Below are 24,221 nucleotides of genomic sequence, written 5' to 3' on the forward strand. Positions count from 1 at the left end.
CCTAGAAGGGCACCGGTGCGGTAAAGCTTTGCGCAACGCCGCCATCCGGGTGGCGGACGCGCAGGCTTTCGGCATGAAGCATCAGGCGCGGGTAATCGTCCCGCGCCGGGCCCTCGGCATAAAGCGGGTCGCCCAGGATCGGATGGCCGAGCGACAGCATATGGACCCGCAGCTGGTGGCTGCGCCCGGTGATCGGCGACAACCGCACGCGGGTCTCGGTGTCGGTGGCGCGGATGACGCGCCAATCGGTCTGGGCCGGGCGACCGTTTTCGAGATCGACCATCTGCTTCGGTCGGTTCGGCCAATCGACGATCAACGGCAGATCGACCCGCCCGGTCGCGGGCGACAGCCGCCCCTCAAGCCGCGCGATATAGGTCTTCTTGGTCTGGCGCTTTTCGAATTGCAGCCCGAGATGGCGCTGCGCATGGGGCGTCAGCGCAAAGATCATCACGCCCGAGGTGTCCTGATCCAGCCGATGCACCAGCAACACCTCGGGATAGATGCCGCGCAGCCGGTTGATCAGGCAATCCTGCCGGTCGGCGTCCTTTCCGGGCACGGACAGAAGGCCGGATTGCTTGTCCACCACGAGGATCTCGTGATCGGCATAGATGATGCGCGGCGGCTCCATCGGCGGATCATAGGTGTAGCCGGGCGTCGCCGAGGGGATGTGATCGGGCGCGCTCATTTCGCGACCAGCCGCAGCGCAAGGCCCGCGAACATGAAGGCCGCGATCTTGTTGATGATGCCCATGCGCTTGCCAAAGACCTGCCCGGCATAGCCCGCGACCACGCCATAGCCCATGGTGACGATGGTGCCGCTGAGGACGAACATCAGGCCAAGGCCAAAGATCTGCTGCCAGATCGGGCCATATTCGGGGCGGGTGAATTGCGGCAAAAAGGCCAGCAAAAACAGCACCGGTTTGGGGTTCAGGAGGTTCGAGAGCATCCCGCGCCGGATGATGTTCCAGCTCCGCGAGGCCCCGCGCGCCGAGGGATCGACCTCGCCCGCCGTCCAGCTTTTCCACGCCAGCCACAGCAGATAGGCCGCGCCGATATATTTGACCGCGGTCAGCGCCTCGGGATGGGCGGCAACCAGCGCGCCAAGCCCAATCGTCGCCAGCACCAGATGCACCATCACGCCAAGCCCGACACCGAAGCCCGCCAAAGCACCCGCGCGCGGGCCGCTTTGGATCCCGCAGGCGCTCGCGAAAAACACATCCTGACCGGGCACGAAATTCAGCACCAAGGCCCCCGCCATGAAGGCCAGAAGCTGCTGGAGGGGGATATTCGAGATCGTGTCCCAGATCATCGGCGGCGGTCCTTTGGGGGTTTCAATCCGCCTTACCGCGATCCCGGGCCTTAGACCAGAGCGCTACTCTTGCTGGTCCTGGCGGACGCCGTCGGTGATCTCGTAGTAATCGCCCTTGTCGGCGACATAGATATGGCGGGAGAGTTTCAGCCCCGTGGGCTGGTCAAGCGCGCCGCCCGCGACCTCGACCGCCGCCGCAGAGACCGCAACGCGCTGCTCATCGTCCTGATCGGCTTTCCAGAACATCGAACTGCCGCAGGTCGTGCAAAAGCCGCGGCTCGCCTGATCCGAGGCGCGATACCAGCGCAATTGGCCATCATCCTCGATCTCGATGTCCAAGACCGAGACCGACGCCCAGTAATGCCCCGACCAGCGGCGGCATTGGCTGCAATGACAGCCGGTCACGGTATCCGTCGGGTGAAGCCACCCCGAAAAGCGCACCGCGCCGCACAGGCAATGGCCGGTCAGATTAGGCGTCGTCTCAGAGCTGTCCGAATGTGGCATCGAGGATCTCCGTCAAGCGGTCGGCGTCGTCCTCAGTAAACGCATCCGGCTGGTCGCTGTCGAGATCCAGCACCGCGATCAGGCGGCGATTGGCGCCGAAAACCGGAATGACCAGCTCAGACCGGGTGCTCGAGGCGCAGGCGATATGGCCCGGGTAAGCATCGACATCGGGGACAAGCTGGGTCTCGCCGGTGCGGGCGGCCGCGCCACAGACACCACGCGAAAACGGGATGACCAGACAGCCGTGACCGCCCTGATAGGGGCCGATCTTCAGCAGCTCTGGCCCGACGACGCGGTAAAAGCCGGTCCAATCGAACCGCGCGTCAGAGTGATGCAACTCGCAGGCAACGGTTGCCATCAGCGCGACCTCGTCGGTCTCGCCATGGATCAGGCTTGCGATGCGGGCGGCCAGTTCGGGATAATTCACACTCATGCCGCCTTGATTACCGCGCCGCCCGTGCGCCGTCTAGCGGCGCGAGCCGCCGCCGGCCCAGATCACCGGCAAGAGCATCAGGAAGGCCGCGAGAACCGCCGCCGCCGTGCGGATGTCGTTCAGAAGGATCCAATGCGGCTGGAAACTGGTCCACGCGCTCAGCCCCGCCGGAGAGGTCGGGGACAGATCCGCAATCCCGCGATTGGCCGGAACATTGCCCCAGACCGTCGTCAGAAAAGCGCCGATCAGATAGATCAGGCTGGCGAGAAAGGTCCAGAACCAGCCCTTCGGGCGTAGGACGAAGCTGACGATCAGCCCGAGCACCGAAAAGGCCATCGCCCCCCAGAAGCCCACCGCGAAATAGGCATTGGTCACCGCCCCGTTGATCGATTGCATCGCCAACATGCCGCTGTCTTTCGGCATCAGGGCAAGGCCCGGCATCACCGCCGCGCTGAAGGCAAAGAAGAAACCGCCCATCAGCGCGAACCATAGCGCGCAGAGGAGAAAGAAGAACCGCATGATCGAACTGCCCGGTTTATTTTTCGGCGAGTTTGGCGCGATTCCCGGGGAGGGACAATGAAAAGCCTGATAGGTCGGCGGGAATATGCCGGAGGATCAGGCCGGACGGCTTTCGGCGATGATCTGCGGCAGATCCTCATGCAGCCGCAAAAGACCCTGCGGCTCCCAGCCAAGTGCATGCAGCCGGTCGCAGTGGGCGATGCGAAGCGGCGTCGGATCGGCGCGCATCGGCGGGCGGGCCGGGCTGCCGGTCAGCGCCGCAACGCCCGCCAGCAAATCGTGATGATCGAGCACAAGATCGCTGACGTTATAGCTGCCGCCCATCGCGGGATCGCCCAAGACCAGCAGCGCCGCTTCCGCCAGATCCGCGCCATGCACCTCGGTCGCGACGCGCGATGGGGTGGGGCGCAGGTTCAGGAAATCTCCGATCAGCCCGGCCCATTTCTGCGGCTGGCCGGGGCCGAAAACCCCGGTCGGGCGCAGCGAAGCGGTGCGGAAATCAGGGCGCGCCATCGCGGCCAAAGCGGCCTCGGCGCGGGATTTGACCTCGCCGTAAAGGCTGGTCGGGTGCGGGGCCAGATCATCGGGCAGGGGGCTGCCCTCGGGGTGGCCGTCATGGACCGCGCGGGTCGAGAGGAACAGCACCCGCGCAAGCCCGGCCTCGCGCGCGGCCTCGAAGAGCGTGATCGAGCCGTCGAGATTGGCGCGGAGGAAAGCGCTCGGATCATCGCCCTCGCCGCCGCGATAACGCCCGGGCTCGTGCTGGAACGCGGCATGGATCAGCGCATCATGGCCGCGCAGATCGGGCCTGTCGCCCAAATGCCAATCGGGACGGGCCAGCGCCGTGACCTGATGGCCCGCCGCTTCCGCAGCCTTGACGATCCAACGCCCGACGAGCCCGCTCGCCCCTGTGATCACAATCTTCATGCGGCGCTTTTACGCCAATCCCGGAGGCGGCGGAAGATCGGCGAGATCCGGCACCGGCCCGTCGCTGGCGTGCGCGGCCCACAGGTCGATCAGCACGCGCAGCTGATCGGCTTTCGCATGGTCCTGCCACGGCTTTTCATATTGGAAATGCAGCACGCGGATGTCGGTCCATTTCCACAGGCTCGGCAGGTTCAGCCAGACATATTGCAGCATATTGTCGAAAACCGGCAGGCCGTGCCAATTCGGGAAATAGCTCTCGAGAAAGCTCTGATCCGTGCGGCGCCAGAACTGCCCCGGCTGATCCAGCCGCGTCAGCATCGCCTGAAACGTCGCATCCGAGGGGCGCGCGGTGAAGACGCCCGAATTCAGCCGGTGGAAATCGGCAAGGCTCTCATAGACATTCGGCGCGGCGGAAAACTCGGGGTAGTCGAAAAGCCGGTCGATGTTTTGCAAGACCAGCGCATCGGCGTCGATGAAAACCACCCGCGCATAATCAAGCTGCCACAGCCGCAGCTTGGCGAAATTGTCCAAAGGCGTGTGAAAGGGCGGTTTCTCGCCCTTGGTGAACGGGGCCGCGCCATGCAAAGCGCGCTTGGCGTGAGACTCGTTGAACTCGTCCGAGGTCGGCAGAAGTTCGACCTGCACCAGCCGCGCGCCGAGCCCCGCCAAAGCACTCTGCGCCGCCGCATCCAGATCGGTGAACATCACCACCAGATCGGCGCTGGTCCCGCTCCGCTTAAGCGAACGCAGCAGCGCCATCGCGCCAAGCGCGTAATCGGCATTGGTCGCCAAAGTGACAAAGGCGCGGTCGGACCGCGCCTTGCCGTCAAAGGAAAGCCCGCTCACGAGACCGAACGCAGCCGCTTGCCCTCGGGGTCATGGTCAACCCGTTGCGCAAGATCCTTGGTCCAGGCCGAGACCGCCGGCACGCGCGAGCGGTCGATGCGATGAGCATATTTGCGCGCGACTTCGACGACCTCGGTCAGCAACCCCTCGGCCAGCGTAATCGGCTTCAGGCCCAAAGCGAGGAACTGGTCATTCTTGACGATCAGCTCATTCTCATCGGCCTCTTTGCGCGGGTTCGGCAGATAGGCGACCTTGGCGCCGGTCTGTTTCGCTACCAGCTCGGCCAGATCGCGGATGCGGTGGGTCTCGGTCATCTGGTTGAAGATCTTGACCCGCTCGCCCGCTGCGGGCGCGTCTTTCAGCGCAAGCTCGATGCAGCGCACCGAATCCTGCACATGGATGAAGGCGCGGGTCTGGCCGCCGGTGCCGTGGACGGTCAGCGGATAGCCGATCGCCGCCTGGATCAGGAAACGGTTCAGCACGGTGCCATAATCGCCGTCATAATCGAAGCGGTTGATCAGCTGTTCATGGCGGCGGGTCTGGTCGGTATGGGTGCCCCAGACAATGCCCTGATGCAGATCGGTGATCCGCAGCCCGTCGTTCTGGGCGTAGAACTGGAACAGGATCTGATCGAGCGATTTCGTCATGTGATAGACCGAGCCCGGCCGGGTCGGATAAAGCACCTGCTGGCCCTTCTTGCCGGTCGGTGTGTCGATCTCGATGTCGAGATAACCTTCCGGGATCGGCGCGCCCACGCTGGAATAGCCATAAACGCCCATGGTCCCCAGATGGACAAGATGCGCGTCAATGCCGGTTTCCACCAAGGCGGCCAACAGGTTATGCGTCGCATTGACGTTGTTGTTGACGGTATAGACCTTGTGGCGGTCGGTTTTCATCGAATAGGGCGCGGCGCGCTGTTCGGCGAAATGCACCACCGCTTCGGGCTTGGTTTCCAAGAGCCAGCTTTTGAGCCGCTCATATTCGGTGGCAAGGTTGAGAAGATGGAAATGGATGCGCTTTCCAGTGAGCTGATGCCAGATCCGGCAGCGCTCCTGAATGGAATCCATCGGGGTCAGGGACTGCACGCCGAGCTCGGTGTCGATCCAGCGACGCGAGAGGTTGTCAACGATGTGGATCTCGTGACCAAGATCAGACAGGTGCAGCACCGTCGGCCACCCCACAAAACCGTCGCCGCCCAAAATCGCTATGCGCATTCTTGCCTCCAGATACAGCACGGTATCAATGCGATCATAATGTGACAAAAGAATATAGAAGATACGAGAGTTCCAGCCTTTGGTCGGCGTTTTCCGCCCACAGACCTGTCACTCTGGCAAAAGCACAACTATATGAGATTTTATCGACAGCCTTAGACGTGAATTCATTGCAACGCTGTGGAGCGCTGGCTAAGCATCAATCATGATCTCGCAAAAGACCAAATACGCCATCAAGGCCCTGACAGAACTGGCCGATGAAGCGGCCGCAGGCGGCCATGCCCTGACGATCGAAGAGATCGCGCAGCGCTCTGGCGCGCCCAAACGCTTCCTCGAACATATCATGCTTGAGCTGCGCAACGCCGGTTATGTCGGCTCGCGCCGTGGCCGGGCTGGCGGTTATGTGCTGATCAAAAAGCCCGAAGACATCTCGATCGGCGAGCTTTTGCGTCAGGTCGACGGGCCGATTGCGCCTTTGCCCTGCCTGTCGCGGCGGTCCTACCAGCGTTGCGAGGATTGCACTGACGAAGCCTCCTGCCGGTTGCGTAAAATGTTCGGGCAGGTTTTCTGGTCCTATCTGTTGTTGATTGAATCCCTCACTCTGGCCGATCTGGTTGCCGAGGGCGGTTTGCCCGAGGTCGCCAACGGTTGACCCGTCGCCCTCTTGGGCGGTGTCCGATTCCCTTCTGCTGAACGAATAGCTGCCCCGGCTGCCATGTCTGAGAACGAACATAACGAACCGACCAACGTGCCTCTTGCCGGCGTGATCGGCTGGCCGATTGCGCATTCGCGCTCGCCGCGCCTGCATGGGCATTGGCTGCAGCGCTATGGCCTCAAGGGCCATTACGTCCCGCTGCCGGTCCGCCCCGAGCATCTCGCCGAAGTCCTGCGCACCCTGCCGCGCGCGGGCTTTGTCGGCGTCAACGTCACCATTCCCCATAAGGAAGCCGTGCTGGCCTTGGCCGATGTGGTCACGGACCGCGCCGCGCTGATCGGGGCGGCGAATACGCTGATCTTCCGCCCGGATGGCAAGATCCACGCCGACAATACCGACGGTTACGGCTTCATCGCCAACCTGCGCCAAAGCGCGCCGGACTGGATCCCGGAATTCGGCCCCGCCGCCATTCTGGGCGCGGGCGGTGCGGCGCGCGCCGTTGTGGCCTCGCTCCTCGATGCGGGCGTGCCCGAGGTGCGGCTGGCCAATCGCACCCGTCTGCGTGCCGAACAGATCCGCAGCGAATTCGGCGCGCGCGTCGTCGTTTATGACTGGGGGCAGGCGGGCAATATGCTGGAAGGCGTCGCCACCGCGGTCAATGCGACCTCGCTTGGCATGGAGGGCGCGGGCTCGCTGCGCGTGCCGCTGGATGCGCTGCCGCCCGAGGCGCTCGCGACCGATCTGGTCTATACGCCGCTCGACACGCCCTTCCTGATCGACGCGCGCGCGCGCGGCTGCCAGACCGTCGATGGTCTGGGCATGTTGCTGCACCAAGCCGCGCCGGGCTTTGAGCGCTGGTTCGGCCGCAAACCCGAGGTCGATGACGAGCTGCGCCGGGCCGTTCTGGCATGAGTTTCCGGCTGGGGCTCACCGGGTCCATCGGCATGGGAAAATCGACGGCCTCTGGCATCTTCCGCGAGCTGGGCCATCCTGTCTGGGATGCGGATGCGGCGGTCCATCAGCTTTACGCCCCCGGCGGCGCGGCGGTTGACCCGGTGGCAAAGGCCTTTCCGACCGCCCTCGACGCGGCAGGCGGCATCGACCGCGCCGCGCTGAAGGCCGAGCTGGCGAAGGACGCAAACGCGCTCCAGCGGCTCGAGGCGATCGTGCATCCGCTGGTCTGGGCCGACCGCGCCGGTTTCATCGCGGCCCATGCCGACGCGCCGCTGGTGGTGCTGGACATCCCGCTCCTTTACGAAGGCGGGGCCGAGGCGCAGATGGACGGGGTCGCGGTCGTTTCCGCCCCGGCCGAGATCCAACGCGCCCGGGTGCTCGCCCGTCCCGGCATGACCGAGGCCCAATTTGACTTCATCCTCTCGCGCCAGATGCCCGATGCCGAAAAGCGGACGCGGGCCGATTGGATCATCCCCTCGCTGAGCCTAGAGACCGCCCGGACGGCGATCATGGACATCTGCGCCGAGATCATGGCAAAACGCTCTCATGCGTGAAATCGTTCTCGATACCGAAACCACAGGCTTCGACCCCGACACCGGCGACCGGATCGTCGAAATCGGCGCGCTCGAGCTGATGAATCTTCTGCCCACCGGGCGGACCTTTCATGTCTATATCAACCCGGAACGGTCGATGCCGAAGGAGGCCTTCGACGTCCACGGGCTGGGCGACGACTTCCTGAAGGACAAACCGAAATTCGCCGAAGTGGCGCAAGGCTTTGTCGATTTCATCGGCGAGGACGGTCAGCTGGTGATCCATAACGCCAGCTTCGACATGAAATTCCTGAACTGGGAGCTGAAAAAGGCGGGCTATCCCGGCCTGCCGAACAGCCGCGCCACCGACAGCCTTGCGATTGCGCGGCAGAAGTTTCCCGGCGCGCAATGCTCGCTGGATGCGTTGTGCCGGCGCTATCAGATCGACAACTCGAACCGGACTTTGCATGGCGCGCTGCTCGACAGCGAGCTTCTGGCCGAGGTCTATCTGGCGCTGAAAGGTGGCCGCCAGCCCGGTCTGGTGCTGGAGGACACCAGCCTGCCTTTGGCCGCGCGCGATGCTTTGGGCCAATCCGCGACGCCGCGCGCCCCGCGCCCGCGCGCGCTTGCCCCGCGCCTGACCTCTGACGAGGCCGAGGCCCATGCCGCTTTCGTGGCAAAGCTCGGCGACAAGGCGGTCTGGCTGCGCTACAGCGCCAGCGCCGAAACCAAGGGCTGACCGGATGCTCGGCCTGCGCGACCTGTGGTCCTTCATCAACGCGATTTTCGAGCGGATGGACAAGATCCACATGGGGCTGATCGCGGCGGGTGTGGCCTTCTACGCGATGTTTGCGGTCTTCCCCGGCCTGACGGCGATCTTTTCGCTCTGGGGCCTGTGGTACGACCCGCAGATGATCGAGCAATATACCCATCTGGCCGATGAATTCATCCCGGCCGGGGCGGCAGGGATCCTGCACGATCAGGTCGAGGTGCTGATCAATGCCGGTCCCACCCAGCTTGGCTGGACCACGGCGATTTCCTTCGGCATCGCGACCATCGCCGCCCGCGCCGGGGTCGAGGCTTTGGTGCGCGGGTTGAACGCGGCCTACGGCGTGCGCTCGCATTCCACGATCTTCAGCTTCATCCTCGCCTATATCCTGACGCTGGCTCTGGTCGGCGTGGTGCTGCTGGGGCTGGCGACCATCGTTATCGGGCCGCTGGCGATCAACTTTCTGACGATCGGGCCGCTGCAAAGCTGGCTCAATTCGACCGTGCCCTTCGCGGCCATGTTCCTGATCGTCCTTTTCGCGATCGGCATCCTCTACCGCTACGGGCCGAACACGCGGCCGCGCACGCCGATCTTCACCTGGGGCGCGCTGATCGCCGCGCTGGTCTGGGCGGCAGCCTCCTATGGCTTTTCGGCCTATCTCGCGAGCTTCAACAGCTACAACCGCATCTATGGCTCGATCGGGGCGGTCGTGGCGCTTCTGATGTGGTTCTGGCTCGGCGGCTGGTCGGTGATGCTGGGCGCGATCATCAACGTCGAGATGGGACGGCGCCGCCGCGTCACCCGCATCAAGGGCGCGCGCAGCCAGCGCAAAGCCGAGGAGGGCTAGGCCCTCTCAGGCCGCCCGGTTGCGCTTGGCATAGATCTTTTGCCAGCCTGCGACGGTCGCCTCATCGAGAAAAAGCAGCCCCGCAACATCTTCCGCCGGCAGCCCGTCGGCGAGCAGCAAAAGCGCATTGGCCATCCGCGTCTGAAGCACCTCGGGGGACTTCACTTGCAGAGATTTCATCAGCATGTCGCGGTCTTTTTCGGAGAGTTCCATGTCAGTCTTGGGTCTTGCAGGTTGATCGGAGAGGCGCGTTTTTCACAGAAGACGCGGGGTTGCAATGGCCCTGAAACCCCGAGCGGTAAAATATAAATCTGCGGCCTGCCCCGAAGGCGAGACTTCGCCTTCGGTCCGATCCAATGCGACGGTCAGAGAATGAAATCGCTTGCCGTCAGGGATTTCACCCCGGTCAGCTCGATCGCGAAATCTGCCCTCCCGTCGCCGTTCACATCGCCATAGACAATCAGATTACGGCCAGAGGTTTCGGTGCGCAGCTCTCCGGCGCGGCCATGGAAACCGTCGCTGCCGATGAAGGAAAACGCCTGATCCCCCGCGCGCAAAAGGTTCGCGTCGATCTGCGAAAGGTCGATCTTGTCCTGACTCTGCACGAAATCCCCGCTCACATCGCGCCCGGCTTTCTGCACGGTCGAATCGGAAAGCGCAGTGAAGACGAAGTGATCAGCCCCCGCACCGCCGAAGAGCAGATCCTTTCCGCGCCCACCGATCAGCGTGTCCGCTCCCGCGTCGCCATAAAGCGTGTCATGGCCGGGCCCTCCCTTCAAAAGGTCGTTCCCCGCTCCGCCGCGCAGCAGATCGTTTCCGCTGCCGCCATCGAGCGAGTCATGTCCGAGCCCGCCCGAGAGCGTGTCATGCCCGAGATCTCCGAACAAAGCATCCGCGCCCGTGCCGCCGTTCAGCTTGTCGTTGCCCTCACCGCCACTCAGCGTGTCGCTGCCCGCGCCGCCGAAGAGAAAATCATTCCCGCGGCCCCCTTGGGCAGAATCATGGCCGCCCTCGCCGACAAGCGTGTCATTGCCGGCAGCTCCATCAAGCGTGTCCTGCCCTGCGCCGCCGTTGACGTAATCGTCTCCGCCATCTCCACGAAGCCAGTCGTTCCCGCCCTGACCATAAAGGCGGTCGTTGCCCTCACCGCCCGTTGCGTAGTCATCCAGATCCGGCTGCGCCGATGGCGCGCCAGAGCTGGGGCTGCCGCAATAGATCACATCATCTCCGGCTCCGCCGAACAGATTGTTTCCAATGCTGTTTCCATAGATGGTGTCGTTCCCGGCTCCGCCATCGATATGGTCGCCTTGCTGGTAGCGCGGCAGGGTTTGATAGCGTGGATCGTCGCGGGTCAGGTTCCAGGAATTGACGATGATCAGGTCATTGCCGTCGCGACCATAGATGAACCGATGGGGACGAAGGGGATCGTAGAGTGTCTCGATCCGATCATCATCGAGCGTGCCGTAAAGATAGTCGCCTTCGGGATAAACAGTCAGGTTGGCCATTTGACGCAATCACTCGCTGAATAGGACAATCTGAATGATCCTACCCGCGCCGCAAAATGCGGCAATTGCCAAATTCGCGTTTAACGCGAAACCACGCCCGAAGCTTCGACGATCGGGTTAATGCGTCGCGCCCGGACGCGCGGCCGAGGTCAGGACCACGGTCTGCTCGCGGCCCTCGACCGGACGCGAGGGCACGGCCTCGACCCGGAAGCGCAGCCGCAGCGAATAGGTGTCCGCGCTGTGCTCGATCTCGGCCTCGCCGTCGAGCTGCATGGCGAAGGCCTCGATCAGCTGGCTGCCGAGCCCAGTGCCCTCGATGCGGGTGTCCTTGACCGAGGGCACCGAATTCGCAACCTCGATCACAGCCCAATTCGGGCGGCTGTCCGGTCCCAGCGTGACCCGGACCCAGGGCTTTTCCCCGTTTTCAAACGTGCCCGCATATTTGATCGCATTGGTAAACGCCTCGGTAGCCAGAAGCGACAGGGGCACCGCCTGATCGGGCAGCAGCGTCAGCGGCTCGAGCCGGGTTTCGACCTGAAGCCCCTGACCCGGCTCGACCGAGGCATTCACCATCTGGTTGATAATGTCAGAGATCAGCCGATCCGCCTCGACCGCATCGAGATGCTCGGCCTGATAGAGATTGCGGTAAATCGTCGCCAGCGACGCCACCCGGTCCTGCACAGAGCGCAGCACGCGCCGCGCCTGATCGTGGTCAATCAACCGGCTTTGCATATTGATGATCGAGGCGATGAGCTGGAGGTTGTTCTTGACCCGGTGATGAACCTCTTTGAGCAGGACGGTCTTTTCCTGCACCGCCTCTTCCAGCGCCTCTTCGTCGCGCATGAGGATCCGGGCCATATTGTGGAACGTATGGCTGACATCGGCGATCTCGGCCGGGGCATTGACCAGAACCGGCGGCGCCACCGAGCGATCGCCGATCGCAAAGCGGCGCATCTGGCCGCGCAGCTCTCGGATATGGCGCAGAACCAGCCGGTAGACCGCGAAATAGGCAACGATCAGCGAAACCAGCCACAGCACGATCGGCAGGACCATCGCCGCCAGCCGCGACAGGTCGATCCCGGCGATCCCCGATTGCTCGCGGTTCCAGCTGCCAAGCGCATAGACCAGCCCCGGCACGACCGGGACCACGCTGAACACCCGGTTCTCGCCGCTGTTTGCTGTGTCGCGGAAGGTGGTTTCACTGCGCGACAGCAACGAGGTCAGGCTTTTCCCCGCGGGCAGGATCGAGTCGAAATCATCATCGCCGTCCTTATCGAAGGACAGCACCTGACCGAGATTGTTGAAGGTCAGGATGCGCGCGCCTTCGGTGCCATAGCTGCCGACATGGCTTGACCGCAGCAGATCGCGCGACATCGCCACCGCGATATAGCCGAGCAGCTCATCGCCGCGAAACAGCGGCTGCGAGACCGTGACAATCGAGCCCCCGGTGATCGGGTCGTTGTCCGCCGAGGACACCAGCGTGCCGGGATTGGCCGAAAAGGCCTGGAATTGCTGGGTGGCCGACAGGTCGTAAGAGCCGCCGATGGACGAACAGGCCGACTGGCCCTTCATCGTGGTAAAGCCAGCATAGGCGAAAATCGCGGTGCTTTCGATGAAACGCGCCATGATTTCCGAGCAGGCGGTGGGGTTGCTCAGGGTTTCGAGCACCGCCGGACCAAGCGCATCGGCGCTGCCAAGCGCCCCTTGCAAGAGCGCGCGCTCTCCGGCTGCGGCAGAGGCGGTCCGGCCCAGCAAGGCGATCTCGGCCGAGCGTTCATATTCGCGCGACAGATGCAGCGTTTGGATAACCGAGATCAGACCGATCGGCAGAATGGCCACGGACAGCAGGCTGCCCAGACGGAAGCCAAGCCCTTTGGTGAATTCAAGCCTTTCGTGAATCCGCGACAGCACGCACGGACCTTAGCGCAGGACGGGGTGGTTCTGGGTCATCACGGCGAGTGTCGTGCTATCGGTCATATCCAGCTCTTCCCCTTCTTCAAGATGCAGAAGCTCTGCAAGTCGGCGGCGGCCACGATTCGCGCGTGACTTGACTGTACCGACGGCGACTCCCGTCATACTTGCAGCTTCCTCATAGGAAAAGCCTGAAGCTCCGACCAGAATTAACGCCTCGCGCTGTTCATCGGGAAGTTGTTGGAAAGCGACGCGGAAATCGTTCAGCGCCAGACGGCCGTCATGGTCAGGACGTGAGGTTTGCTGTGCGGCATAGATCCCGTCGGTGTCATTGACCTCGCGCCGGGTCTTGCGGCGCGCCGAATAAAATGTGTTTCGCAAAATTGTGAACAGCCAGGCGCGCAGGTTGGTCCCGGCCTGAAACTTGTCGATATGCGTCCAAGCCTTGACGATCGTATCCTGAACAAGATCGTCGGCGGCAGACCCGTCTCGCGCCAGAGACAGGGCGAAGGCGCGCAGGGCGGGCAGATGCTGGACGAGCTCTTCCCGCGGATCGCCGTGATTAGCAGTCATTTCCCCTCCCGCGACAGAAACCAGAGCCGGTGCACGTCATTCCTGTGCACGCAATTTCTCTAGCAGGTCGAGAAAACGGTCGGGAATATCCTGGATCGTCGCCTCTTCGTAAACGCGCTTCAGATTCTCGTCGATTTGCTTTTCCAGCTCTGTTCGTTTGCGTTCTTCACGCTTGGTATTCATACTAATCGTCCTAGGAATCTTGTGCGCACTGGCTGTAACGAGTAACTATGTGAAATGGTTCCGCCTAAGGGACAAAAAATCTTGAGGACGACATGCCTGCTGCAGACCTTGCACAAGCTATCGGACGTGAGTTGCCCTACCTGCGTCGCTATGCGCGCGCACTGACGGGCAGCCAGACGGCCGGCGATAATTACGCGGCTGCGACGCTCGAGGCTATTCTCGCGGATCGCGAGCTGATGAATGATTCCGAAACCCGGGTTGGCCTGTTCCGGGCCTTCCACGCAATCTGGCAAAGCTCTGGCGAGCCGGTCGAGGTGCAGGACAACAGCGGGCGTGAAGCCAAGGTTCAGGATCGTCTCAAGACCCTGACCCCGAACTCCCGCGAAGCCCTGCTGCTGCGCACGATCGAGGGTCTGCGTTACGACCAGATCGCCCGCGTCATGCAGGTCGACCAGCCCGAGGTCGAAGAGCTGGTCCAGATCGCTCTGAGCGAAATGGGTCACTCGATCTCTGGCAAGGTCATGGTGATCGAGGATGAGACCATCATCGCCATGGATCTGCGCGGCATCGTCCAGACCATGGGCCATGAGGTCACCGGCATCGCGCGCACCCATACCGCCGCGATCGAGCTGGCGCAGAAGAAGCGCCCGGATCTGATCCTCGCCGATATCCAGCTGGCCGATGGCTCGTCGGGCATCGATGCGGTAAACGAGCTGCTGCAAAGCCTCGGCCATATCCCGGTGATTTTCATCACCGCCTTCCCCGAGCGGCTGCTGACCGGCGACCGTCCCGAGCCCGCCTTCCTGATCTCGAAGCCCTATTCCGAGGAGCAGGTGCGCTCGGCGGTCAGTCAGGCGATGTTCTTCGCCTCGACCGAAGGGTTGCAGGTCAACTGATCCCCGTTCCCTCGGGGCTTTCTCTGGGCGGCGGCGCTTCGGTGCCGTCGCTCTTTTATATCGTGCCGATGGACCGCCGACCTTCCGTTTGAACTCAAACAGTTGTGCCGTGCCGGAGCCGGGGCTAACCTGCGCCGACATCGGGAATGAGGGCTGATATGGACGCCAAGATCGCCGCGCTGGCCACAGAGCTTGCCGCCATCACCGGAGAGGCAAATTTGCGCCGGGATGACGCCGTGCGCCTGACCGATCCCGGCGAATATGCCGCCAATACCGGCGCCGATCTGATGGTCTCGCCCGGCTCGACCGCCGAGGTGGCCGCCGTGGTGCGGGCCTGCGGGGCGGCCGGGGTCTCGATCGTGCCGCAAGGCGGGCGCACCGGGCTGGTTGGCGGCGGGGCGGCGACGGCGGCGCAGGTGATCCTGTCGCTTGGCCGCATGAACCGGGTCGAGACGCTGGACGGGGTGGCGGGCACCGCAGTCGTCGGCGCGGGCGCGACCTTGGCCAGCCTGCAAGAGGCCGCGGGCGCGCAGGGCCTCGGGCCGGGGATCGACCTGCCGTCGCGCGGGACCGCGACAATCGGCGGCATGATCGCCACCAATGCCGGCGGGCTCGAAGCCCATCGCCACGGCGTCATGCGCCACCGCATTCTCGGGCTCGAGGTGGTGCTGGCCGATGGCCGCATTCTCAACGATCTGTCACAGGTGCTAAAGGTCTCGGCGGGCTATGATCTCAAGCATTTGTTTATCGGCGCCGAAGGGACACTAGGGGTTGTTACCCGCGCAGTCATCCGTCTTGTGCCGTTGCAGCCGCAGGGCCCGGTGATGATGCTGTCTTTGCCCGGCGGAGCCGCCATGCTGGAAACCATGCGGATTGCGCGCCAGACCGGACGGTTGCGCGCCTCCGAGGCGATGTGGAAGGGCTTCTTCGACTTCGGTATCGCCGACAAGGGTTGGAGCGCGCCGGATTACGACCTCGACGCGCCGCTGCATTTCATCCTCGAATTCGAAGGTGGCGAGGGGGCCGACGACGCGGCGGGCGAGGTCTTCGAGGCGGTGATCGACCAATTCCCCGACGCGACCGGCGTGCTTGCGCAAAGTCTGGCGCAAGCCGAGGCGATCTGGGCGCTTCGCGAAGACACGCAGGCAATCTTTCGCGCCTATCCCGCCGCGCCGAGCTTTGATGTCTCGATGCCGATCTCGGAACTGCCCGATTACGCCGCCCGCACCGAGGCCGCGCTGTCGGCGCTTGGCCTGACGCCGATGACCTTCGGCCATGTCGGCGACGGCAATCTGCATATCATCATCCGCGAAGCCGGTGCCACGCTCGACGCGTCCCGGATGCAAGAGATCGAGCGGATCGTCATGGCTGGTCTGGTGGCGCGGGGCGGGTCTTTCTCGGCCGAGCACGGGGTCGGAACCAAGCGCCGCCACCTGCTCGACGCCGAGGCCGATCCGGTCAAGCTGGCGCTGATGGCGCAGATCAAGACGCTTCTCGACCCGCAGAACCTGATGAATCCCGGAAAGGTCATTGACCCGACCTGACCCCCCGATACCGGCCCAAGGCCAAGAAAGGGCGCCCATGCTGATCTCTTCCGATCTCACCTATATCGAGGGCGCGCTTCTGCCCGGCTTTGCCCTTGAAACCGATGGCGAAACCGTCACCGCGCTGCGCCCGCTGCGGCCCGGTGAAACCGGAAACCGACATGTCCGGCTGCTCGCGCCGGGGCTGACCGATCTGCAGGTGAATGGCGGCGGTGGCGTCTTGGTGAACAGCTCGCCCACGCCCGAGGGCCTGCGCGCCATCCGCGCGGCCCATCTCGGCCTTGGCACGGCGGCGCTGCTGCCCACGGTCATCACCGACGCGCCCGAGGTGCTTGAAGCGGCGGCTGACGCGGTCATCGCCACCAAGGGCGAGCCCGGCCTTCTGGGCCTCCATATCGAGGGCCCCCATATCGCGCCCGCGCGTAAGGGCACCCATGACGCCGCCCATATCCGCCCGCTCGACCAGCGCAGCATGGCGGTGCTGAAACACCTGCGCGCGGCCGAAATCCCGGTCCTGCTGACGCTCGCGCCCGAGGTGAACGACCCCGCCTTGATGCGCGAGGCCGCCGCGCTTGGCGTGGTGCTGTCGGCCGGTCATTCGATGGCCACCGCCGAGGAGGCGCGGACGGGCATCAAGAACGGCGTGACCATGTTCACCCATCTTTTCAATGCGATGCCGCAGATGCAATCGCGCGCGCCCGGCATGATCGCCGCCGCGATCCTGTCGGATTGCTTCGTCGGGCTGATCGCCGATGGCATCCATGTCGATTGGGATGCGCTGCGCGTCGCCTTGGCGGCGCGGCCACGGGCGGATCGCAGCTTCCTCGTCTCGGATGCGATGCCGACGGTCGGCGGGCCCGATCACTTCAATCTTTATGGCCAAGACATCCATGTCGATGCCAAGGGCCGTCTGGTCAACGCCGAGGGTAATCTTGCGGGCGCTCATGTCAGCCTGCTCGACTGCGTGCTGCGGCTTCATCGCAACACCGGCCTGCCGCTCGCCTATGCGCTGGCCATGGCGACCGACATTCCGCGCCGCGCCATGCGCCTGCCTCCTTTGCGGCTGGCCGAGGGCTTGCCTCTGAGCGATGTTCTGGCGCTCAACGGCACCGATTTCGCGAAGGTCGCGCTCTGATGCCGCGCGCCCCCGCTTTGCCACGTCAGGCCTTCGCCCATTTCAACAGCCATCAGACGCGCTGGAACGACAATGACCAGTTCGGCCATCTCTATAACGTCGTCTATTTCGAGCTTTTCGACAATGCGATGAACAATTGGCTGATCGAGCGCGGCATGCTCGATCCGAACGGTCCCGATCCGATCCCGGTGGTCGCCGAGGCCGGTTGCAGCTATCTGCGCGAGGTGAGCTATCCCGATATCGTCGAGATCGGGATGCGGATCACCCATATGGGGCGCAGCTCGTTCAAGATCGGGCTGGGTATGTTCCGCCAAGGCGAGGATCAGGCCGCCGCTCAGGCCGAATTCACGCTGGTTTTCGTGACGCCGAACGGTCACAAACCCTGTCCTCCGCCCGATCACTACCGGGCAGAGCTGGAAAAGCTGGTGGTGCCAGAGGCCGGTTAATCCCCGGCCCGGGCCCGCTCAAAGCGCCGAGACAGCGGCCTTGGCTTCGGCATATTCACGCGCCAGACGGTCGATGATCGCGCCCGCAGGCTCGACCGCATCGACCGCGCCGATGCCCTGACCGCAGCCCCAGATCTGGCTCCAGGCCTTGGGCTTGTCGCTGTGGCCCGCGCTCGCGGAACCGAAATCCATTTTCGACGGGTCCCCGGTCCCGAGAAGCGCCAGATCCATCCCGGTATTCACCACCGAGGGCATCAGGTAATTGCCCGGAACGCCGGTGAAATAGGCCGAATTCACGATATCCTCGGCGCCGCTGTCGACGATCATCTGCTTATAGGCGGGCTCGGCATGGGCCTCGTCCGAGGCGATGAAACGGCTGCCGATATAGGCCAGATCCGCGCCCATGACCTGCGCCGCCAGCACCGCCCGCCCGGTCGAGATAGCACCCGACAACAGCAGCGGCCCGTCGAACCACGCGCGGATTTCCTGGATCAGCGCGAAGGGCGATTCCGGCCCGGCATGACCGCCAGCCCCGGCCGCCACCGCGATCAGACCATCGGCGCCCTTGCTGATCGCCTTCTTGGCGAAGGTGTTGTTGATGACATCATGCAGCACGATGCCGCCGCAATCATGGGCGGCATGGTTCACATCCTCGCGCGCGCCAAGGCTGGTGATCCAGATCGGCACCTTGTGGCGGTGGCAGATCTCGAGATCCCGCTCCAGCCGCGCATTCGAGCGATGCACGATCTGGTTGACCGCGAAAGGCGCAGCGGGGCGGTCGGGATTGGCCTGATTGTGGCGGTCAAGCTCTTCCTGAATGCGCGTCAGCCACAGGTCGAGCTGGATCGGATCGCCGTCCTTCTCGCGGGCATTGAGCGCGGGAAAGCTGCCGACGATCCCGGCCTTGCACTGGGCAATCACCAGCTCGGGCCCCGAGACGATGAACATCGGAGAGCCGACGACAGGGATACGCAGATTTTTCAGGATGGGCGGCAGCATGGGTTTCTCCTTCTCGCTGCGGGCAGAGTGCTGATCCTGCCCGCAGGGGAAAAGTCTGACGTGACGTTAATCGCGGCCTCAGTAGGGCAGCGGATGAAGCCGGTGCAAGGCGGCGATGCGCTCAAGCTGCGCGTCGCTCAGCACCAGATCCAGACCGGCGATCAGATGGTCGAGCTGGTCGATATTGGTCGCGCCGATGATCGGAATGACCGGGAAGGGGCGCTGGCGGGTGAAGGCAATTGCCATCTGGACCAGATCGAGCCCCATTTCAGCCGCCGCCGCCTGATAGGCCGCAACCGCAGTCAGTGCGCGCGGCGTCATCCGCCCGCCCAGATTGCCCGGCCCACCATGTTCGATATCGACAGCCGCACGGCTGAGCCCGGGGCGCAGGTCAGCGCCATATTTCCCGGTCAGCAGACCCGCCGCCAAGGGCGAATAGGCCAGAAGCGTCACATCCTCATTGACCGAGACCTCGGCCAGATCGGTGTCGAACTGACGGTCGAGCAGCGAATATTCGTTCTGGATCGCAACCATGCGCGGCGCGCCCATGCGCTCGGCCACATCGATCCAGCGCGTCGTGCCCCAGGCCGATTCATTCGACAGACCAATCGCGCGGATCTTGCCCGCCTTGACCGCCTGATCGAGCGCGCCGAGGCAGTCCTCCATATGCGCGATGGTCTCGGCGCGGTTCTGCTTCGACGGGTCATAGGCCCAATTCTGGCGGAAGGCATAGCTGCCGCGCTGCGGCCAGTGCAGCTGATAGAGGTCGATGACATCGGTGCGCAGCCGCTTGAGCGAGGCGTCAATCGCCTCGGCAATCACCGCGCTGTTATAGCCATGTTCGCGCAGACGCGGGCCGGGACCCGAGACCTTGGTTGCGATCTGCAGATCATCGCGCTTGCCGCGACGGCTCAGCCATTCGCCAATGAATTCCTCGCTGCGCCCGGCCGTCTCTGCGCGCACCGGATTGACCGGATACATCTCGGCGACATCGAGGAAGGTGATCCCGGCCTCGACCGCGCGGTCCATCTGGGCGCAGGCATCCGTCAGATCGGTCTGATTGCCAAACGTCATCGTGCCAAGGCAAACATCCGTAACCTCAACGCCGCTGTTTCCAAGCGCCACCGTCTTCATTGCAGTCCTTTCAAGATATTGGCGGAAGAGAATGGGAGTCGAACCCACCCGGGACAGGCTCGCTGCCCCAACCGGATTTGAAGTCCGGCCAACCCACCGGGGCTGAATCTCTTCCTTCTGTTTGGTCTGGCCACTTTAACCGCCGCCCGGCGTGCGCGCAAATGGCGGTTTCATGACCGAAGTCTGACGCAGCGACGGGCGCTCACGCCTGCGGGTCTGCCTCGTCCGGGGCGAAGAGATCCGCACGATGGGGGTTCGGACGGCGCAGATCGGCGCGGCGCAGGGTCAGGCCGTGGCGGTCGAAGAAATCGAGAATCTCGATCGCGACCTTGCGGCCGTTTTGCACCTGATCGCGAAAGGCGGGCGCGGTGAACCAGCCGGTTTCCGCCTCGCGGCCGAGACGGCGGACAATCGCGGCCATTTCCTCGGTCGTGGCGCGCAGGAAGAAATGGTCATGCGCGATCTGATCGATCCGGCCCTGACGCGCGGCCAGACGCAAAGTGCGGCGGATCTCGGCCTCGTCCACGACGAAAAGGCCCGCGAGATCGCGCACCCGCGGCGGGCGAAAGCGCGCCTCGCCGCCAAGCTCGGGCAGGATGCGCTCATAAAGCGCCTCATCCTCGGGCGAGAGGCGCGGCGCGTGGCCCGGCAGGCGCAGGAAAGGCCCGTCGAGCGCGATCCGGCCCGCGCTCGCCTCGGCGCGGATGAAGCTGGTAAAGACCGGCCCGGGCAGGCGCGGGCTCAGACGCAGGCGCATCGCCTCGCGCGCGAGGCCCTGAAGATCGGGGTTTTCGGTGTGATGGGTCTGGAGCGTGGCGACCATGTCGCGTTGCAGTGCGGCCAAGGTCTCGGGTCGCAGCGCCATCTCGTCGAGCAGGACCAGCCCGGAGGCGGCGAGCAGGGCGGCGGTCTGGGTCTCGGACAGGGCGCGGTCCCGGGCGAAAGCGCCCAGATCGACCAGACCCGCCGGGCTCTCGGCCAAGGCGCGCAGGACAGCGTCGGGGGTGGTCTCCTCGAGCGCGGCAAGAACCGCCAACCGCTCGGGGCGGCTGCGCTTGCGGGCGGGAGCGCGCAGATCCAGCACCGCGCCGCCGCCCATCGTGCGCCGCGCCGAGACATCGCGCAGGATGAAGCGATCGCCCACCGTCGCGGCAATCGGCTGGTCGAGCACGAGCTGCGCCAACCCGCTTTGACCGGGCTGAAGCGGCGCCTCAAGCGGAACCAGTCGCGCGCCGACCTCTGCCGCGCCGAGATGAAGGCGGGCGGGAAACCAGGTGCCAAGCGGCTTCGGCTCGGAGGCGAGCACGGCCACGCGCGCATCAAACCGCGTCGTTGGCGCATCAAGCAGCGGGTCAAGCGCGACCTCGCCGCGTGTGATCACATCGCGCGAGATCGCCTCTCCCGCCAGATTGAGCGCGCAGCGTTGCCCGGCAAAACCCCGCTCGGCCTTGCGGTTTTGCGCATGAATCCCGCGCACCCGCGCCGTCAATCCCGAGGGGCTGAGCCGGATGTGATCACCAACCGCGACTTCACCCGAAAGCACCGTGCCCGTGATCACAACCCCCGCGCCCGCCAGCACGAAAGAGCGGTCAACCGGCAGCCGAAACCGCCCCTCTGCCGAACGCGCGCTTGTCTCGGTCTCGGCCATGGCCAAAGCCTCGCGCAGCGCGGGGATGCCCTCGCCCGTCAGGCTCGAGACCGGGAAAACCGGCGCGCCTGCCAGATGGGTCGGGGCGAGCAGCGCGGCGATCTCGGCCGCGCGGGTCGCGCGCAGCGCGGGATCGACCAGATCGGCCTTGGTCAGCGCGACAATCGCGCGGCGGATGCCCAGCAGGTCGAGAATGGCCAGATGCTCGCGGGTTTGCGGCATGATCCCGTCATCGGCGGCCACGACCAACAGCGCCAGATCGATCCCGCCCGCGCCCGCCAGCATCGTATGGACGAAACGCTCATGGCCGGGCACATCGACAAAGCCGGTGACCGCGCCCGCGCCCAGATCGGCATAGGCAAAGCCGAGCTCGATGGTGATGCCGCGCGCCTTTTCTTCGGCGAGCCGGTCGGTCTCGACCCCGGTCAGCGCGCGGACCAGCGCGGTCTTGCCGTGGTCGATATGGCCCGCCGTGCCGATGATCATATCGCGATCATCCGGCAAGCGCGCCAAGCAGCGCCGCATCGCTGTCGAGGCAACGCAGGTCAAGCACCAGCGCGCCGTCATGGATGCGCCCGATCACCGGCACCGGCAAGGCGCGCAGACGGGCGGCCAAAGCCTCGGGGGCAGGCGAAAGCGCAAGGCCCGCGCTTGGCAAGGTCTCGGTCGGAAACGAACCCGAGCCGGTCTGGCTGCCGCATGTGATCACATCGACCGCGCAGCCCAGCAGCGCGGCCACCTGCGGCGCCAACCGCGTGGCCTGAGCAGCGATGTCGCCCTTCGGTCGGGCCAGTAGGCGCAGCGTCGGCAGGCGTTCGGCCAGCCGGTCGGGGTCGCGATAGAGCCGCAGAACCGCCTCGGCGGCGGCGAGGCGGATCTTGTCGAGCCGCAGCACACGTTTCAGCGGGTTCTTGTTGATGCGCTGGATCAGATCGCGCCGCCCGACGATAAAGCCCGCCTGCGGCCCGCCAAGCAGCTTGTCGCCCGAAAAGGTGACCAGATCCGCGCCCTCGGCCACGGCTTCGGCCACCGTCGGCTCGGGCCGCAAGCCGTAACGCGACAGGTCGACCAGCGAGCCCGAGCCAAGGTCGTTCACCAGCGGCAGGCCCGCCTCATGCGCGATCCCGGCAAGGGTCGCGCCATCGACCTCGGCGCTGAAGCCCTCGATGCGGTAATTCGAGGGATGAACCTTCAGGATCAGCGCGGTGTCTTCGGCAATCGCCTCGCGGTAGTCGCGCGGATGGGTGCGGTTGGTTGTGCCGACCTCGCAGAGCCTGAGCCCGGCCTGCGCCATGATGTCGGGCATGCGAAAAGCGCCGCCGATCTCGATCAGCTCGCCGCGCGACACGAGCCCCGCGCGGCCCGCGCCAAGCGTGTTCAGCGCGATCAGCACGGCGGCGGCATTGTTGTTGACCGCCGTCGCATCCTCGGCCCCGGTGAGCTCGCACAGGAGGCCGCGCAGATGGTCGTCGCGCTGGCCCCGGCCGCCGGTCTCCAGATCGAATTCGAGCGCGGCGGGCGCGCGCATGGCGGCGCTGGCGGCCTCAATCGCCACCTCGGGCAACAAAGCGCGGCCCAGATTGGTGTGCAGCACGATCCCGGTCAGATTGAGGATCGGACGCAGGCCCGAGCGGGTCGTGTCAGCCAGAGCCGCCGCCGTCATCGCCAAAATGGCGGCCTCGTCGGGCAGGGGATCGGGGCGGGTGCTGCGGATCTCGGCCAGGGTCGCGCGCAGCGCCGCAGTCACGCTTTGCCGCCCATGCAGTTCCATCAGCGCCCCGGCCTGCCCAAGCAGGCGATCGACCGAGGGCAGGTGGCGCAGATCCGACATTCAGAACCCCATCAGGAAAGGGTTGAAGCCGCCGCGCTGCAAGCCTGTCTCCTTCATCTTGAGGTCCAGACCGAGGCTCGCCACATCATCTGCGATAGGTTCAAGCGTCGGGTTCTTGTTCTGATAGAGGATCTTGACCCAGTGATCACAGCTCCCGCAGATCTCGGCCTTGATCACCGCATCGTCGGCCTCGACCGCGCGGTAACTGATCTTGGCATTGTCGCCGCAGCACAGGCACTTGATCCGCACCTCGTTCCACAGCGTCTGGCAGCAGGCGCAGGCGGCGTAGCGCGTGCCCTCGGCGCCCATATTCTCGGTCACCATCGAGACCGCAGGACGCCCGCCACAGGCCGGACAGGTGCCGGTCTTGATCGGCACGAGCTGCTCGGGGTCGAGCGCCGCCGCATGGCGCGCGGCGTGAAGCTGGACGGCAGCGGCGACGAAGAGATGGGGGGCCACGCTGTCCTCGGGGATGCGGTCGGCCAGCACATTGGCGAAAAGCCAGTTGCGCTCATCGGCGCTGGCGGCCTTGACCGCATCCAGCGCAAGCCGCGCCGCCTCGGGCATGGCCAACCCGTCGAGCCGGGGCAGGAAGAGCTCGAGCATCTCGGGCATCATCGCGCGCAGATGATGGCGGTCGATCTGCGGCATCCGGCTTTCACGCGCCAGCGCGACCCAATCAGCCGCCGGAGCCGGCAGGGGGTTCAGATCGGCGGCAAGCCCGGCCTGTGCCGCGCAGATCCCGCTCAGAAAGCGCAGATAGGGCCCGAGATGCGCGCTGCCCTCCGCCAGATAGGCAAAGCGGCTGGCCCTTGTCTGAAACAGCGCCACCGGATCGGGCAGGCGCACCAGTGGGACTTTGGCAATGCCGCCGATCATCGACGGGTCGGGTCTGAGATCTTTCGTCATCGTT

Annotated in this window: 27 protein-coding genes and 1 tRNA gene; 9 read left to right on the plus strand and 19 right to left on the minus strand. The window is 64.7% G+C overall.

The window, feature by feature from the left end; translation table 11 throughout:
• Position 1 precedes the first annotated feature (1 nt).
• The 8 genes from JCM7686_RS17445 to JCM7686_RS17480 all read right to left on the minus strand — a co-directional run bounded on the left by JCM7686_RS17445 (position 2) and on the right by JCM7686_RS17480 (position 5,751).
• The gene (locus JCM7686_RS17445; protein WP_020952121.1) at positions 2–685 is read right to left on the minus strand and encodes a pseudouridine synthase; all 684 of its coding nucleotides are present in this window, start codon (positions 683–685) and stop codon (positions 2–4) included.
• Positions 682–1,308 (minus strand): LysE family translocator, encoded by a 627-nt coding sequence (locus JCM7686_RS17450; RefSeq protein ID WP_020952122.1) that lies wholly within the window; start codon positions 1,306–1,308, stop codon positions 682–684. Before JCM7686_RS17450 ends, JCM7686_RS17445 begins: the two co-directional genes overlap by 4 nt.
• Positions 1,309–1,371: 63 nt before the next feature.
• On the minus strand, positions 1,372–1,812 hold the full coding sequence (locus tag JCM7686_RS17455) for a GFA family protein (RefSeq protein WP_020952123.1): 441 nt from the start codon (positions 1,810–1,812) through the stop codon (positions 1,372–1,374).
• Entirely contained in the window at positions 1,790–2,245 is a 456-nt protein-coding gene (locus tag JCM7686_RS17460) for a GAF domain-containing protein (RefSeq protein WP_020952124.1), read from the minus strand. Before JCM7686_RS17460 ends, JCM7686_RS17455 begins: the two co-directional genes overlap by 23 nt.
• A 33-nt stretch (positions 2,246–2,278) precedes the next feature.
• Positions 2,279–2,764, minus strand: a complete 486-nt coding sequence (locus tag JCM7686_RS17465; protein ID WP_020952125.1) for an anthrone oxygenase family protein — start codon at positions 2,762–2,764, stop codon at positions 2,279–2,281.
• Positions 2,765–2,860: 96 nt separating this feature from the next.
• Positions 2,861–3,691 (minus strand): NAD-dependent epimerase/dehydratase family protein, encoded by an 831-nt coding sequence (locus JCM7686_RS17470; protein WP_020952126.1) that lies wholly within the window; start codon positions 3,689–3,691, stop codon positions 2,861–2,863.
• 9 nt (positions 3,692–3,700) lie between these two features.
• A complete protein-coding gene (locus JCM7686_RS17475) occupies positions 3,701–4,537 on the minus strand; it encodes a glycosyltransferase (RefSeq protein WP_020952127.1) in 837 nt (278 codons plus the stop codon).
• Positions 4,534–5,751, minus strand: a complete 1,218-nt coding sequence (locus JCM7686_RS17480; protein ID WP_020952128.1) for an NAD-dependent epimerase/dehydratase family protein — start codon at positions 5,749–5,751, stop codon at positions 4,534–4,536. The genes JCM7686_RS17475 and JCM7686_RS17480 overlap by 4 nt, the downstream gene beginning before the upstream one ends.
• Before the next feature lie 202 nt (positions 5,752–5,953).
• On the opposite strand from JCM7686_RS17480, the gene JCM7686_RS17485 reads away from it, so the two are divergent.
• From JCM7686_RS17485 to JCM7686_RS17505, 5 genes are all read left to right on the plus strand, one after another.
• The gene (locus JCM7686_RS17485) at positions 5,954–6,400 is read left to right on the plus strand and encodes an RrF2 family transcriptional regulator (RefSeq protein ID WP_020952129.1); all 447 of its coding nucleotides are present in this window, start codon (positions 5,954–5,956) and stop codon (positions 6,398–6,400) included.
• A 63-nt stretch (positions 6,401–6,463) separates the two neighbouring features.
• On the plus strand, positions 6,464–7,315 hold the full coding sequence (locus JCM7686_RS17490) for a shikimate dehydrogenase (protein WP_020952130.1): 852 nt from the start codon (positions 6,464–6,466) through the stop codon (positions 7,313–7,315).
• Positions 7,312–7,911 (plus strand): dephospho-CoA kinase, encoded by a 600-nt coding sequence (gene coaE / locus JCM7686_RS17495; protein WP_041527442.1) that lies wholly within the window; start codon positions 7,312–7,314, stop codon positions 7,909–7,911. The genes JCM7686_RS17490 and coaE overlap by 4 nt, the downstream gene beginning before the upstream one ends.
• Positions 7,904–8,626, plus strand: a complete 723-nt coding sequence (gene dnaQ / locus JCM7686_RS17500; protein WP_020952132.1) for a DNA polymerase III subunit epsilon — start codon at positions 7,904–7,906, stop codon at positions 8,624–8,626. The genes coaE and dnaQ overlap by 8 nt, the downstream gene beginning before the upstream one ends.
• 4 nt (positions 8,627–8,630) lie before the next feature.
• The gene (locus tag JCM7686_RS17505) at positions 8,631–9,503 is read left to right on the plus strand and encodes a YihY/virulence factor BrkB family protein (RefSeq protein WP_020952133.1); all 873 of its coding nucleotides are present in this window, start codon (positions 8,631–8,633) and stop codon (positions 9,501–9,503) included.
• Between the two features lie 6 nt (positions 9,504–9,509).
• On the opposite strand, the gene JCM7686_RS17510 is transcribed toward JCM7686_RS17505, so the two are convergent.
• The 5 genes from JCM7686_RS17510 to JCM7686_RS17530 form a co-directional block, all read right to left on the minus strand.
• A complete protein-coding gene (locus JCM7686_RS17510) occupies positions 9,510–9,689 on the minus strand; it encodes a helix-turn-helix domain-containing protein (protein ID WP_236635856.1) in 180 nt (59 codons plus the stop codon).
• Positions 9,690–9,868: 179 nt separating this feature from the next.
• Positions 9,869–11,008 carry a calcium-binding protein gene (locus JCM7686_RS17515; protein ID WP_020952135.1) on the minus strand — a complete coding sequence of 380 codons (1,140 nt, stop codon included), beginning with the start codon at positions 11,006–11,008 and terminating at the stop codon, positions 9,869–9,871.
• Positions 11,009–11,125: 117 nt separating this feature from the next.
• Positions 11,126–12,919, minus strand: a complete 1,794-nt coding sequence (locus JCM7686_RS17520) for a histidine kinase dimerization/phosphoacceptor domain -containing protein (RefSeq protein WP_020952136.1) — start codon at positions 12,917–12,919, stop codon at positions 11,126–11,128.
• A gap of 9 nt (positions 12,920–12,928) precedes the next feature.
• Positions 12,929–13,492 carry an RNA polymerase sigma factor gene (locus tag JCM7686_RS17525; RefSeq protein WP_020952137.1) on the minus strand — a complete coding sequence of 188 codons (564 nt, stop codon included), beginning with the start codon at positions 13,490–13,492 and terminating at the stop codon, positions 12,929–12,931.
• A gap of 36 nt (positions 13,493–13,528) precedes the next feature.
• Positions 13,529–13,675 carry a NepR family anti-sigma factor gene (locus tag JCM7686_RS17530; protein WP_020952138.1) on the minus strand — a complete coding sequence of 49 codons (147 nt, stop codon included), beginning with the start codon at positions 13,673–13,675 and terminating at the stop codon, positions 13,529–13,531.
• 92 nt (positions 13,676–13,767) lie between these two features.
• Between JCM7686_RS17530 and JCM7686_RS17535 the strand changes: the two genes are divergently transcribed.
• From JCM7686_RS17535 to JCM7686_RS17550, 4 genes are all read left to right on the plus strand, one after another.
• Positions 13,768–14,571 carry a response regulator gene (locus JCM7686_RS17535; RefSeq protein WP_020952139.1) on the plus strand — a complete coding sequence of 268 codons (804 nt, stop codon included), beginning with the start codon at positions 13,768–13,770 and terminating at the stop codon, positions 14,569–14,571.
• Between the two features lie 158 nt (positions 14,572–14,729).
• Positions 14,730–16,115, plus strand: coding sequence for an FAD-binding oxidoreductase (locus JCM7686_RS17540; protein ID WP_020952140.1), 1,386 nt, complete (start codon positions 14,730–14,732; stop codon positions 16,113–16,115).
• A gap of 37 nt (positions 16,116–16,152) precedes the next feature.
• Entirely contained in the window at positions 16,153–17,250 is a 1,098-nt protein-coding gene (locus JCM7686_RS17545) for an N-acetylglucosamine-6-phosphate deacetylase (protein ID WP_020952141.1), read from the plus strand.
• Positions 17,250–17,696, plus strand: coding sequence for an acyl-CoA thioesterase (locus tag JCM7686_RS17550; protein WP_020952142.1), 447 nt, complete (start codon positions 17,250–17,252; stop codon positions 17,694–17,696). Before JCM7686_RS17545 ends, JCM7686_RS17550 begins: the two co-directional genes overlap by 1 nt.
• 18 nt (positions 17,697–17,714) lie before the next feature.
• Here the strand turns inward: JCM7686_RS17550 and JCM7686_RS17555 are convergent, their stop codons facing one another.
• The 6 genes from JCM7686_RS17555 to fdhE all read right to left on the minus strand — a co-directional run bounded on the left by JCM7686_RS17555 (position 17,715) and on the right by fdhE (position 24,217).
• The gene (locus JCM7686_RS17555; RefSeq protein ID WP_020952143.1) at positions 17,715–18,695 is read right to left on the minus strand and encodes an NAD(P)H-dependent flavin oxidoreductase; all 981 of its coding nucleotides are present in this window, start codon (positions 18,693–18,695) and stop codon (positions 17,715–17,717) included.
• Positions 18,696–18,773: 78 nt separating this feature from the next.
• Positions 18,774–19,829, minus strand: a complete 1,056-nt coding sequence (locus JCM7686_RS17560; protein ID WP_020952144.1) for an aldo/keto reductase — start codon at positions 19,827–19,829, stop codon at positions 18,774–18,776.
• 19 nt (positions 19,830–19,848) lie between these two features.
• Positions 19,849–19,944 (minus strand) — tRNA-Sec (locus JCM7686_RS17565).
• Between the two features lie 87 nt (positions 19,945–20,031).
• Positions 20,032–21,963 carry a selenocysteine-specific translation elongation factor gene (gene selB, locus JCM7686_RS17570; RefSeq protein WP_041528083.1) on the minus strand — a complete coding sequence of 644 codons (1,932 nt, stop codon included), beginning with the start codon at positions 21,961–21,963 and terminating at the stop codon, positions 20,032–20,034.
• 7 nt (positions 21,964–21,970) lie between these two features.
• A complete protein-coding gene (selA, locus tag JCM7686_RS24495; protein ID WP_020952146.1) occupies positions 21,971–23,308 on the minus strand; it encodes an L-seryl-tRNA(Sec) selenium transferase in 1,338 nt (445 codons plus the stop codon).
• Positions 23,309–24,217 carry a formate dehydrogenase accessory protein FdhE gene (fdhE, locus tag JCM7686_RS24500; RefSeq protein ID WP_020952147.1) on the minus strand — a complete coding sequence of 303 codons (909 nt, stop codon included), beginning with the start codon at positions 24,215–24,217 and terminating at the stop codon, positions 23,309–23,311.
• Between the last annotated feature and the right edge of the window lie 4 nt (positions 24,218–24,221).

This window comes from Paracoccus aminophilus JCM 7686, assembly GCF_000444995.1.
GTDB classification, from domain to species: Bacteria; Pseudomonadota; Alphaproteobacteria; order Rhodobacterales; family Rhodobacteraceae; genus Paracoccus; species Paracoccus aminophilus.